At 67.7% G+C, this 12,909-nt stretch carries 9 protein-coding genes; 6 read left to right on the forward strand and 3 right to left on the reverse strand.

What is annotated here, in order from left to right; translation table 11 throughout:
• Positions 1-80: 80 nt before the first annotated feature.
• The 3 genes from C8K14_RS01295 to C8K14_RS01305 are packed head-to-tail and all read left to right on the forward strand — an operon-like array spanning position 81 to position 4,579.
• The gene (locus C8K14_RS01295) at positions 81-1,964 is read left to right on the forward strand and encodes a bifunctional sugar phosphate isomerase/epimerase/4-hydroxyphenylpyruvate dioxygenase family protein (protein WP_107715482.1); all 1,884 of its coding nucleotides are present in this window, start codon (positions 81-83) and stop codon (positions 1,962-1,964) included.
• A 57-nt stretch (positions 1,965-2,021) separates the two neighbouring features.
• The gene (locus C8K14_RS01300; RefSeq protein ID WP_107715372.1) at positions 2,022-3,008 is read left to right on the forward strand and encodes an alpha/beta hydrolase; all 987 of its coding nucleotides are present in this window, start codon (positions 2,022-2,024) and stop codon (positions 3,006-3,008) included.
• Complete coding sequence (locus tag C8K14_RS01305) at positions 3,005-4,579, forward strand: carboxylesterase/lipase family protein (RefSeq protein ID WP_107715373.1); 1,575 nt, start codon at positions 3,005-3,007, stop codon at positions 4,577-4,579. The genes C8K14_RS01300 and C8K14_RS01305 overlap by 4 nt, the downstream gene beginning before the upstream one ends.
• A 7-nt stretch (positions 4,580-4,586) precedes the next feature.
• On the opposite strand, the gene C8K14_RS01310 is transcribed toward C8K14_RS01305, so the two are convergent.
• On the reverse strand, positions 4,587-6,407 hold the full coding sequence (locus C8K14_RS01310) for a bifunctional diguanylate cyclase/phosphodiesterase (protein ID WP_107715374.1): 1,821 nt from the start codon (positions 6,405-6,407) through the stop codon (positions 4,587-4,589).
• A 291-nt stretch (positions 6,408-6,698) separates the two neighbouring features.
• Here C8K14_RS01310 and C8K14_RS01320 point away from each other — a divergent pair, with 291 nt between their 5' ends.
• Positions 6,699-7,694, forward strand: a complete 996-nt coding sequence (locus tag C8K14_RS01320; RefSeq protein WP_158271846.1) for a VacJ family lipoprotein — start codon at positions 6,699-6,701, stop codon at positions 7,692-7,694.
• Positions 7,695-7,700: 6 nt separating this feature from the next.
• On the opposite strand, the gene C8K14_RS01325 is transcribed toward C8K14_RS01320, so the two are convergent.
• A complete protein-coding gene (locus C8K14_RS01325; protein WP_133726739.1) occupies positions 7,701-10,760 on the reverse strand; it encodes a sensor histidine kinase in 3,060 nt (1,019 codons plus the stop codon).
• Positions 10,750-11,385, reverse strand: a complete 636-nt coding sequence (locus C8K14_RS01330) for a response regulator transcription factor (protein WP_054131341.1) — start codon at positions 11,383-11,385, stop codon at positions 10,750-10,752. The genes C8K14_RS01325 and C8K14_RS01330 overlap by 11 nt, the downstream gene beginning before the upstream one ends.
• Positions 11,386-11,568: 183 nt before the next feature.
• Here C8K14_RS01330 and C8K14_RS01335 point away from each other — a divergent pair, with 183 nt between their 5' ends.
• Together C8K14_RS01335 and dps are read left to right on the forward strand one after the other, a co-directional pair.
• On the forward strand, positions 11,569-12,399 hold the full coding sequence (locus C8K14_RS01335; RefSeq protein ID WP_107715377.1) for an alpha/beta fold hydrolase: 831 nt from the start codon (positions 11,569-11,571) through the stop codon (positions 12,397-12,399).
• Positions 12,400-12,403: 4 nt separating this feature from the next.
• Complete coding sequence (gene dps / locus C8K14_RS01340; protein ID WP_107715378.1) at positions 12,404-12,886, forward strand: DNA starvation/stationary phase protection protein Dps; 483 nt, start codon at positions 12,404-12,406, stop codon at positions 12,884-12,886.
• The last annotated feature ends 23 nt before the right edge of the window (positions 12,887-12,909 follow it).

The following is a 12,909-nucleotide window of genomic DNA, read 5'->3' on the forward strand; positions in this document are numbered from 1 at the left end:
TTTTTGCTTTTGTCAAGCAGCGGCCCGTGATAGGCCCGTGGTCGGGGCAGGAAACCAAAGGCAATGAACGGCAGGCGGCCATGACGAATCCCGCATTCAAGACATCCATCGCCACCGTATCGATTTCGGGCACGCTCGAGGCCAAGCTGCAGGCGATCGCTGCGGCCGGCTATGACGGCGCCGAAATCTTCGAGAACGACCTGCTCTCGACGCATCTCTCCGCGCGCGAGATTGCCGCACTGATGGGTGACCTGGGCCTCGCCTGCACGATGTTCCAGCCGTTCCGCGATCTCGATGGCCTGCCCGAGCCGCAGCGCGCCCGCGCGTTCGACCGGCTGGAGCGCAAGTTCGACGTGATGCAGGAACTCGGCACCGACTTGCTGCTGGTCTGCTCCAGCTGTTCGCCGATCGCCGATGGCAACCGCGAGCGGACCATTGCCGACCTAACCGAGGCGGCCGAGCGCGCCGCCGCCCGCGGCCTGCGCCTCGGCTATGAAGCGCTGGCCTGGGGCCGGCACGTGCATGATCACCGCGAGGCATGGGGCATCGTGCGCGATGCCGATCATCCCGCGCTGGGCCTGGTGCTGGATTCGTTCCACTCGCTGTCGCGCAAGATTCCCTCGTCCAGCATCGGCGATATCCGCGCCGACAAGCTGTTCATCGTCCAGGTGGCCGACGCCCCCATACTCGACATGGATCACCTGGGGTGGAGCCGCCATTTCCGCTCCATGCCCGGCCAGGGCGATTTCCCGCTCGATGACTGGGCCGCCGCGATCCGCAAGATCGGCTATCAGGGCTATTGGAGCCTGGAAATCTTCAACGACCGGTTCCGCGCCGGATCGGCCAGCGGGGTGGCGCTCGATGGCTATCGTGCTCTGCGCCTGCTGGAAGGCGGGATCACCCGCCCTTCGGCCAGCGCCACCAGCCTGCCACCGCGCGTCAAGACCAGCGGGGTCGAATTCATCGAATTTGCCGCCAGCCATGAAGAGGCGGAAAATCTGGCGGCGATGCTGCGCCCCCTGGGCTTTCGCCCCACCGCGCGCCATCGCAGCAAGGACGTGACGCGCTGGACGCAGGGGCTGGAAAACCCGGTCAACATCGTGATCAACTGCGAACCCGAAGGCCTCGCCCACAGTTTCGACGTGGTTCATGGCGCCTCGGTCTGCGCGCTGGGCCTGGCGGTGGACGATGTGCCCGGCGCACTGGCGCGGGCCGATTTCCTCCGCGTGCCGCGTTTCACCCAGGCGCTGGCGCCCGATGAATGGCCGGTCCCCAGCGTGCGCGGCGTGGGTGGCAGCCTGATCTATTTCGTCGATGCCGCCACCCGCGCGGCGATGTGGGCCCACGAATTTCCCCACCGGCTCGAAGATCCCGTGCCCGGCCCGCGCCTGGCGATCGATCACATTGCGCAGACCATGCAGTACGAGGAATTCCTCAGCTGGCTGCTGTTCTACGTCGCGCTGTTCGACGTGGGCAAGACGCCGCAGCTCGACATTGCCGATCCGATGGGCCTGATCCAGAGCCAGGCGGTGGAAAACGCTGATCGCTCGGTACGCTTCACGCTCAATGGCTCGCTGGCGGCGCAATCGCTCACCTCGCGCTTCATCCAGAACTATTTCGGCGCCGGGGTGCAGCACATCGCCTTTGCCACCGACGATATCGTGGCCGTGGCCGATGCCGCCCATGCCCAGGGCCTGCCGCGCCTGGCGATCCCGCGCAACTATTTCGACGATCTGGAAGCGCGCTGGGGGCTGGAGCCTGACCTGATCGAGGCCATGGCCGCGCGCGACATTCTCTACGACCGCGATGGCGAGGCCGAATATCTGCAATTCTACAGCCGCGCCTTTGCCCGCCGGGTGTTTTTCGAGGTGGTCGAGCGGCGCGGCTATGCCGGTTATGGCGCGGTCAACGCGCCGATCCGCCTGGCCGCCCAGGCCCGCCACAAGCCCGATTTTCCCGACTGACCGGCCGGGCACGCCCGGCACGACACAACGATAACAAAGACCATGGAGAGAGACCTGATGTTTGCACGCCTTCCCGCTGCGCTGGGGCTGCTGGCCCTGCTCGCCACGCCGGCCGTGGCACCCGCGCGCGATTTCCCCACCGAAGCCGCGCCGGTTCTGGCTGATCGCTTTCCCCAGGTGCCGGTGGCGTTTCCCGGCGGGGTCAAGGCCTGGCGCGATGTGACCTATCAGCAATTGCCCGGCTATCGCCCGCAGGCGCTGGATATCTATGTGCCGGCCACCAAGGGGCCGCATCCGCTGGTCGTCTATATCCACGGCGGTGGCTGGATGGCCGGGCACACCCGCCATTCCGGTGCCTTTGCCGATTGGCCCAAGGTGCTTGCTGCGCTCGCGGCTGAAGGCTTCACCGTGGCCAGCCTGGAATACCGCCTGTCGGGTGAGGCGAAGTTTCCCGCCCAGCTGCAGGACGCCAATGCCGCGCTGCGCTTCCTGCGCGGGCACGCCGCGCAATATGCCATCGACCCGGCGCGCGTGGCGCTGTGGGGTGGCTCTGCCGGCGGGCACCTTACCGCGTTGACCGCGCTGACGTGCAAGAACACCGCGCTCGATCCGGCCGCCGGTGGCGATGCTTGCGTGCAGGGCGCAGTGACGTGGTACGGCGTCTATGACTTTGCCGGCATGAATGCCACGCCCGATGGCAATTCGGCCGGTGCCCGCCTGCTGGGTTGCGATGGCCCGTGCAGCGCCGACAAGCTCCGCAGTGTCAGCCCGGTCGCCTATATCGACGCGAAAGACCCGCCGTTCCTGCTGATCCATGGCGAGGAAGACAAGACCGTGCCCGTGGCGCAATCGCACCTGGGCGAGGCGGCGTTGAAGGCAGCGGGCGTGCCGGTCACGGCGATCTACATCCCCCATGTCGATCACAGCTTCATCGGCCGCACGCCGGCCGAAACCCACGCCGCATCGATGCAGGCGCTCAATGCCACGTTCGATTTCTTCCACCGCGTGCTCAAGGTTCCGGGCCCGGCCGGGACGGGCAAGTGATCCGACGCCTGTTGGCGGCACTTGCGCTGGGCCTCGCCGCCCCGGCGCAGGCTGCGCCCATCGCCGTCGATGGCGGGATGATCGAGGGCACCGCGCTACCCTCGGGCATCCAGGCATGGCTGGGCGTGCCGTTTGCCGCGCCGCCCTTGCGCGAATTGCGCTGGCGCGCGCCGCAGCCGGTTGTCCCGTGGGCCGGCACGTTGCACACCGATCGCTATGCCCCCGAATGCCTGCAACCGCTGCGCGGATCGCTGCAGAACCACTATTTCGGCAACGAGGCGACGAGCGAGGACTGCCTCTACCTCAACATCTGGGCGCCGGCGCCACAGGCCAAGGCGGCGGGCAAAGCCCCCGTGGTGGTGTGGATCTATGGCGGCGGGTTCAACATCGGTTCCGCCTCGATGGCCAACTATTCGGGAGAGCCGATGGCGCGCGAGGGCGTGGTGCGCGTCAATATCGCCTACCGCGTCGGGGCTCTCGGCTTCCTGGCGCATCCTGCGCTGTCGGCCGAAAGCGGGCATGGATCGGGCAACTATGGCCTGATGGACCAGATCGCCGCGCTGCAATGGGTGAAGCGCAACATCGCCCGCTTTGGCGGCGATCCCGATAACGTCACGATCGTGGGCCAATCGGCCGGGGCCATGTCAGTGGCGCTGTTGCAGATCAGCCCGATGGCGCGCGGTCTGTTTGCCCGTGCCGTGGCGATGAGCGGTAGCCCGTTTGGCGGCATGCTCGGCCCCGCACCCCTGGCCGAGGGAGAGGCGCAAGGGCTGGCCCTGCAACAGGAACTGGGCGCGACCTCGCTGGCGCAGCTGCGTACCTTGCCCGGTGACCGCATCATTGCCGCTGCCAGCCCGCGCAGCCCGATCGTGCGCGATGGACAGGTGATCACCGGCCGCGCGGAAGCGGTGTTTGCCGCCCATGGGCAAAACGATGTGCCCGTGCTGATCGGCTATACCCGCGACGAAAGCTTTCGCCCGCTGGGGCCGGTGACCACGGCGCAGGATCTGGCCGCAGCGGTCAAGGCGCGGTTTGGCGGCGAGGCCGATGCCATCCTGGCGGCCTATGCCGGGCCTGATCCCGCCCGCGCGGCGGCCGATATCGCCCGCGATGCCACTGTCGGGCGGCAGATGGCCGACTGGGCGGCGGCGCAGCGCCGCTTTGGCACGCAGCCGGTCTATGCCTATCTCTTTGCCCGGCGGCAGCCCTATGCCCCAGGGGTGGTCTTTTCCGATCATGATCCGGCCACTGTCGGCGCCTATCACACCGGTGACGTGCCCTATTGGCTGCGCACGCGCGACGCGCTCAACTTGTTTCGCGTGACGCGCGATTGGCAGGGGGTGGACCAGGCGCTGGAAGACACTATGGCCGGCGCGCTCCTGGCCTTTGCCCGCAGCGGCATTCCGGCCAGCGCGCCGATCGGCACCTGGCCCGCGCTCGATCCGCGTCGCCCGCGCCTGGTCTGGCTGGGAGAGCAGCCGGCAGTGATTGCCTGGCCCCATTGGGCCGATATGGCGCTGTTGGGGACAACCGGGGCAGAGCCACCGCGCGCCACCCGCCCGCGCGATTGACGGGTGATCAGGCCTGCTGCTGCACGCGCGGGGCTGGCAGGGTCCGCAGCGGCCCGCCGCGCAGCAGCGCGGTCATCGCATCGCAATCGACCGCGTGCGAATAGAGATAGCCTTGGCCCAGGACGCAGCCGAGGCTTTGCAGGATCTGCGCCTGGTCAGCCGCCTCGATGCCTTCGGCCACCACCTGGATACCCAGCTTGGTGGCGATGTCGATCACGCCTTCGACGATGATCTGGCTGGGCCGGTGCGTGGCGATGCGATCCACGAACGACTTGTCGATCTTGATGTAATCGACTGGCACGGTCATCAGATGGGTGAGCGAGGCAAAGCCGGTGCCGAAATCATCGAGCGCGACTTTCAGCCCACGTTCGCGCAGCGCCGCGACCGAGCGGCGAATGACGCCGCCATCATCATCCATATAGACCGCCTCGGTCACTTCCAGGATGATCATGTCCAGCGGTACGCCGTGTTCCTCGAACGCGGTGGCGGTGGCGTCGAAAAAGCCGGCGCTGTGCAGGTCGGTTGAACTGACATTGATGCCCACGCGGGCAAAGGGCACATTTAGATCGAGCCAGGTGCGGGCATCGCGCGCCACTTGGCGGATCATCTCGCGCGTCAGGGTATTGGCGGTCTGCGGATCGCTGGTGGCATCGTGAAACGCCATGGCCGATAGCAGGCGCTGCCCCATGCGGATGCGGCACAGCGCCTCCAGCCCGCTCACCGTGCCGGTGGCAAGGTCTACGACCGGCTGGTAATGCGCCACCAGGCGGCCCTCGCGCAGCGCGGCGTCCAACTCGCGCACCGCGGTAATGCGCCGTGTCATCCGCGTGCCGATGCCCGGCCAAAAGCGGATAGAACCACCGCGCGCCACGTCCTTGGCGTGATAGAGCGCAAAGTCGGCGTTCTGCTGCACGCGTTCGGGCGTCACATCGCCGGCGTTGAAGATGGCGATGCCCATGGTGCCGGCCGGGCGCAGCACGTGGCCGGGTATGGTGATGGGCACTTTCAAGCCGTCGAGCAGCCGCTCTGCCAGGGCATCGAGCGTGCGCAGGTGCTCGTCATCCTGCACCAGCACGGCAAATTCGTCGCCGCCGATGCGGAACACCGTATCCGGCGCGGCCATTTGTGCCAGCCGCTGCCCTACCTGCACCAGCAAGCGGTCACCGGCGTGGTGGCCATAGGTATCGTTCACCGCCTTGAAGCCATCCAGGTCGATCAGGAACAGCGCCCAGTTGCCGGGCTGGCTGCAATCGACGGTGGCCATCGCGGTGTTGAACGCGGCGCGGTTGGGCAGGCCGGTCAGCCCATCGGTATTGGCACGGCGATCCCGCTCTTCCACCCGCCGTTGCCGGTCGAGCGCGATGGCACACAGCGCGATGGAGCGGTCCACCAGCACGCGCTCCAGCGCCGAAGGCCCGCGCGCTTCGTGATAGTAAAAGGCAAAGGCACCCACCGGCTGGTCATTGCCTGCCATGATCGGCCGCGACCAGCATGCCTTGATGCCCAGGGGCAGCACCAGATCGCGATAGGGCGCCCAGGCGGGATCGGTGGCAATATCGGCAGAGACAACCTCGATGCCCAGCGCCGTCGCGGTGCCGCAGGCGCCGACACCAGGGCCGATGTCAATGCCGTCGAACGCCGTGCGCATGGCAGGCGGCAGGCTCGGCGCAGCCAGTGGGCGCAGGCGGCGCATGGCATCGACTGTTACCACCGAGCAGACCACGCCGGGCGCGCGGCGCTCCACCTCGCGGCACAGCCGGTCGATGGTGGCGGCCAGCGGCGCGCCGCGGGCGATCATTTCCAGAATGGTGCTTTGAAAATCGCGCATCGCGTCAAGGCCAGCCCTTTGCAGCAGCCATGGATCATGCCGGCCGCATGCTTAAGGTTCTGTTATATGGAAATCTACGGGTTTTCCGCATGGCGCGGGCCGCTGGCCGGGCGCGCACCTGGGGCATCTTGTCCCATTTTGCCGCGATTTGGACCGGCTTTCTGCACTCAACTTGTCGCGTATTGACGCAGCATTGTTACACCTGCGGGGACTGCCCGTAATTTACGGAAATGCGGCTTTCAGTTCATCTGGCGTACAGGAAATCCGGCCAAGTGGCAGGATATGACGACGATGGGAAAAGCAAAGTCGGCCGGCTGCAAGTGGGCGGCGGCCATGGTGGCGGCGCCCGGCTTGCTGCTGGCCGGAACCGCGCATGCCCAGGCGCCATCCAGCGCCGTGCCGCCCAGCCAGCCCCCCGTGGCGCAGGCAGCGCCCGTCGCAACGCCTGCCCCATCTGCTGCGCCATCTGCCGTCCCACCTGCCTCCCCGCCTGCGGCCGCGCCCACCACGCCTGGGCCCACCACGCCTGCGCCTACGGCGCCGCCGGCCGCCATGCCCCCGTCCGAACCTGCAGATGTGCAGGAAGAACCCGGTATCGTGGTGCAGGGCGATGCCTATTCGCGGCAGGACCCGGTCCACGCCGTCAACGAAAAGTCTTACGAGGCGATCCAGAAGGGCGACAAGCTGGTGGTGGCGCCGGTGGCGCGGCTCTATGTCCACGGCCTGCCTTCGCCGCTGCGCCACGGGCTGCACAATGTGCTCTACAACTTGCGTGAGCCGTCGAACTTCGTGGCGTTCCTGCTCGAACACAAGTTCGGCAAGGCGGGGCAGGTGCTGGTGCGCTTTACCGTCAATTCCACCATTGGCCTCGCCGGGCTGATCGACGTGGCCAAGGCCAAGCCGCTCAAGATACCCTATCGGCCCAATGGCCTGGCCGATGTGCTGGGCTTTTACGGCGTGAAATCGGGGCCATACCTGTTCCTGCCGCTGATCGGGCCGACCACGCTGCGCGATCTGATTGGCACCACGGTCGATCGCTCCTGGTTCCCGCTGGCTGTGGGCGAGCCACTCGATACCGTGCCGTATGGCCTGGCCGTCACGGTGATCGGCGGGCTGGATGACCGCGTGGCGATCGATGGCCAGCTCAAGAAGTTCCGCGCGGAATCGGCCGATCCCTACAACGCCACGCGCGATTTCTATCTCAAGCGCCGCGCTGCCGAGATCGAGAACCTGCGCCATCCGCACAAGAGCGCCACGCCCGAACCTGCCTTGCCCACCGCGCCTTGACGCTATTCAGGCGGCGTAGGCCAGGCGCGCGGGCACCGACAGGCGCACCAGCGTGCCGAGGCGATGCCCGCTTTCGATGGAAAACGATGCGCCGATGCGCCGCGCCCGCTCGCGCATGCCGATCAGGCCATAATGGCCCTTCATCAGCGCCGCGCTTACCGCCCTGCCGTTCGCGCCGTCCTCGCCATCGATGCTGGCAATGCCGATGCCATCGTCGCTGACAAACACCGCCAGCGCCCGCGCGCCATACTCCACGTTCACATCGATCGCATCGGCCTGGGCATGGCGCGCCGCGTTGCACAGCGCCTCGCCGACGATGGCGAGGATTTCATCGACGATATCGGGGTGCAGCGGCCGCACTTCGCCTTTGACGTTCAGCGTCAGGCTGGCGCCGGTGACCAGGTTGTCGAGCAGGCGTTGCAGTTCGCGGCGCAGGTGGCGGTCTTCCAGGCGGCGCAGGCCTTTCACCCGGTCGCGCCCCTCGATCAGCATTTCCTCGGCCCGATCCAGCGCCGGGGTCAGCACGGCTTGCGCGGCGGGATCGTGCGAAAGGTGATCGGCCACCGACTGAAAGCGCATGATCAGGCCCTGCACTCCCTGGATCAAGGTGTCGTGCAGTTCGCGGGCAATGCGTTCGCGCTCGCTGGTGCGTTCGGCCATGCGATCGCGGATCAACCGGCCCAGATACTGCACCCGCGCGATGTAGAGCAGATAGAGCATGGCCGAGAGCGCCACGATCGCGGCCAGGGGGAACCACCAGGTCTGGTAGAACCGCTGGGCGATGGCAAACTGCATGGTCTGGCCGCCCGCGTTCCACACGCCGTCCTCGTTGGCAGCGATGACCTGGAACGTATAGCGGCCCGGCCCCAGATCGCTGAACGTCACGCTGCGCTCGGTCGATGGTGCGGTCCATTGCCCTGGCAGGCCCGGGCCAGACAGGCGGGTGCGGAACTGCACGCGTTGCGGCACGGTCAGGCTCGTGGCGGTGAAATCGATCCGCACCGATCGCGTGCCCGGCGGCAGGCGCAGCCCGGCGCTCGGCGCCCGCGCCGTGCCGCCAGCCACCAGGCTGCGCACCATGACTGCGGGCGGCAGCAGATTGCGGCGCAGCGCGGCCGGATCGATCCACACCAAGTTGCGGCGCGTGAGGAACCAGATACGCCCGTCGCCGCCCTGCGCCACCTGGGCGCCGGCGGCCTTCTGGGCAAAGCTGTTGAGGCCATCGCGAAAATCGAACCGGCGCCAGGGCACCGCCTGGCCGGGGTGCGTCAACGCCTGCACCAGATCCGCGCGGTGGATCTGCACGATGCCGCTATCGCCAATGCCCCAGCCATCGCCGCTGCGCGTCCACACCAGGCCATTGAGCGAGGCTGCCCAGGGGTTTGCGCTTGCCAGCACGGGTGTGCTGCCCCGCGCGAGTGGCGCCTGGAGACCACGCGCGCCGCTGATCAGCGGGCCATCGTCAAGCGGGCTCGGCAGCAGGCCTTCGATCCCGTCGACCTGCAACTGCGCGGGCGAAATCGCCACGAACGGCAGATCTGCCCCGCGCGGCGCCGGCCCGCGAAATGCCACGATCGCTCGGCCATCGCCGCCGATCGCGATGTTGGCGGGCAGCGCGCGGGGTGTCGCCAGGGTGTGCCAGGCGCCGCCTTCGTGCCACCACAGCCCCTGGTCCAGCGCCGCCAGCCAGATGCGACCCGCGCCATCCTGCCCGCAGGCCAGCGGCATCAGGCCGCGCGGCAGGGCAATGGCCGGCCCAGCCGCGCCGCGCGGGTTCAGCCGCACCAGGCGTTCACCCGTCACCAGCCATGCGCCGCCCCCGCGCGCCGTGCACAATGCGCCAGCGGGGCTGGCCAAGCGCAGGATCGTGCGCGCCGCCTGGCCAGGGGCAATGGCATAGGCGGCGCGGGCATCGCCAACATAGACCACGCCATCATCGCCGCCGGCCAGGCGATAGCTGGTGGGCGAATTGGCAGGGATCGCGGTTTCCACCACGATCGGCACACGGCGCAGCTTGTCCAGCCCCATTTCCGTGCCGATCCACAGGTTCCCCTCGCGATCCTGCAACAGGGCATGGGTCTGGTCAGAGGTCAGCCCTTGCGTGGCATCGAAGGTGAAACGGCGCATCGCCGCAGGCGCGGCCTGGGCACTGCCGGTGGCTTTGTCGGGCATAGTCAGGCGCTGCACGCCGCTGTTCCAGGTGGTTTCCCACAGCGCGCCGTCGGCAGTGAACAGCATGCGCGTGCCGCCCACCGGATCGGGGTTGATCGCCAGCCGCGCCCCGGCCGTGACGCGGCCTTGCGCCAGGGTCAGCAGGCGGGTGCCGGCCGCGTCTGACAGCCACATCGCCCCATTGGGCCCGGCGGCAAGGCTGGCGCGCGGGGTAACCGCGATGCCGGTTGCGGCAAAGCGCTGGCTGCCGCGCGGGCGGATCAGCACCTGGCGTTCGGTTACCAGCCATTGCGTGCCATCGGCGGAAAACGCCGTGCTCCACGCCTGTTCGGCGGGCAAGCCGGCGTCCTGGCCGAATTCCTGCCAGCGCCCATCGGCATAACGGGCCAAGGTGCCATCACTGCGGCCGCCGCGCACCACCCACATCGCGCCGTCGGGCGCCTGGGCCATGTCGGTGACCTGGCGCGAGGGATGCGGCATTGCCATGTCGACCAGCCGCCCATCGCGCCAGGCCATCACTCCGCGCCCACGGCCCAGCCCGACCCACACGGTGCCGTCCTGCGCGCCGGCCAGTTGCGACACCACCAGCCGCGCGCCCTGGCCGCCGGGCTGGGGCACGGGTTCGAACGTCAACCCGTCAAAGCGGAACAGTCCTTCCACGCTGCCGATCCACAGGAACCCGTCGCGCGATTGCGTCAGCGCGTTGATCCGGCCCGGCGCGCCTTCTTCCAGGGTCCAGTGTTCGTGCTTGTATCCCGCCAGCACACCCGCTTGCGCCTGAACCGGCGCCTGAACTGGCGCTTGGGCCTGGCCCTGCCGCTGGGCCATCGGCGCACTGGCCATGAGCGCCAGCCCGCCGGCCGCCAGCACGGCAATGCCGCGCCTAGAGTTCAATGATGCCCCGCCGCGCCGCCTTGGTCACGGCGTGGGTCCGATCGTTGACATGCAGCTTGCCAAAGATGTTCTTGATGCCGGACTTGACCGTTTCCTCGGCCAGGTTGAGCGTCCAGGCGATCTGTTTGTTGGCATGGCCCGAGGCGATCAGTTGCAGGATCTGGGTTTCGCGCGGGGTCAGCGGCTCGTCGATCGCGTGCAGCGCGATTTCCTGCGCCACATCGGGCGCCAGGTGACGCTGGCCTTCGTGGACGGTGCGGATCGCGCCGAGAAGTTCGCGGCGCAGGCTGCTTTTGAGCAGGAAACCCGCCGCCCCCGCGCGCAGCGCCTGCAGCGCCTGCGCATCGCCGGAATAGGTGGTCAAGACCAGGATGCGCGCCTGGGGATGGCGGGCGCGGATCGCCTCGATCGCCTGCAGCCCTGTCATCCCCGGCATGCGCAGGTCCATCAGCACCACCGCCGGGCGCAGGGCATCGTACATCGCCACGGCTTCATCGCCGGTCGCTGCCTCGCCCACCACGGCCATGTCGGGCTGCATCGCGATAACGGCGGCCACCCCTTCGCGCAGCATCGGGTGATCGTCGGCAATCAGGATGCCTATCGTGGTATCGGTGCGCGCGGGCATGGAGGAAGGCGATACCACGCGCGTCGCGGCCTGGGTAGCCACCCGAAATGGGGGTGCGCCCAGCCCCCATGCTGGGGCTGGCAGGGCAGGCGCGAGGGCGCACACTTGGGCTGGAACACAAAGCTGGCCGCACCGGGCAAAGGTTGCCCCTGGTGTTGCGGCCGGAATGGGAGCCTTCACGTCATGCCCACGATCACCACCGCCGATGGCACCGAAATCTTCTACAAGGACTGGGGCAGCAAGACCGCGCAGCCGGTGGTTTTCCACCATGGCTGGCCGCTTTCTGCCGACGATTGGGATGCCCAGATGATGTTCTTCTTGGGGCAGGGTTATCGCGTGATCGCGCACGATCGGCGCGGCCATGGCCGGTCCACCCAGACCGGCGACGGCAACGAGATGGATACCTATGCCGCCGACGTCGCGGAGCTGGCCGATCATCTTGATCTCAAGGATGCGATCCACGTTGGCCATTCCACCGGCGGCGGCGAAGTGGCGCACTATGTGGCGCGGGCCAAGCCCGGCCGCGTCGCCAAGGCCGTGCTGATCGGCGCGGTGCCGCCGATCATGCTGCAAACCCCGGCCAACCCCGGCGGCCTGCCGATGGACGTGTTCGACGGGTTCCGTTCGGCACTGCTTGCCAACCGCGCGCAGTTCTTCCGCGATGTGCCCGAAGGCCCGTTCTTCGGCTTCAACCGCCCCGATGCCAAGGTTTCGCAAGGTCTGATCGACAACTGGTGGCGCCAGGGCATGATGGGCGGGGCCAAGGCCCACTATGATTGCATCAAGGCCTTTTCCGAAACCGATTTCACCGACGACCTGAAGGCGATCGACGTGCCCGTGCTGATCATGCACGGCGAAGACGATCAGATCGTGCCGATCGCGGATTCGGCGCACTTGGCGATCAAGCTGGTCAAGCACGGCACGCTCAAGGCCTATGCCGGCTTCCCCCACGGCATGGCCTCGACCCATCCCGAGGTGATCAACGCCGATCTGCTCAGCTTCTTCAAGGCCTGAGCCGATGACCTACGAAACCAGCATCGATCTTTCCGCCCACGTTCGCAAGGCATCGGTGGCGCTGCTCCAGGCCCGGCTGTCCGATGCGCTCGACCTGGAAGCGCAGGCCAAGCAGGCGCACTGGAACGTGCGCGGCCGCCATTTCCTGCAATTGCACGGCCTGTTCGATGCCGTGCATGGCCAGGTAGAGGAATTCGTCGATCTTCTGGCCGAACGCATCACCACGCTGGGCCATGTTGCCGATGGCCGGGTGCAGACCACCGCCGGCGCCACCACGCTCTATGAATATCCGCTCGCCGCCCATGGCGGTGACGCGCATATCCGCGCGCTGGCGGCCAGCCTTGCGCTGTTCGGCAAGGCCGTGCGCGCCGCGATCGACAGCGCGGCGGCTGAGGGCGATGCCACCACGGCCGACCTGTTCACCCAGATCTCGCGCGAGAGCGACAAGCAGCTGTGGCTGCTCGAAGCGCATCTGCTGGCCGACTGACCCACACCCTTTCTCCTTCAAGG

The sequence above is a fragment of the Novosphingobium sp. GV079 genome, assembly GCF_003058045.1.
GTDB lineage: Bacteria > Pseudomonadota > Alphaproteobacteria > Sphingomonadales > Sphingomonadaceae > Novosphingobium > Novosphingobium capsulatum.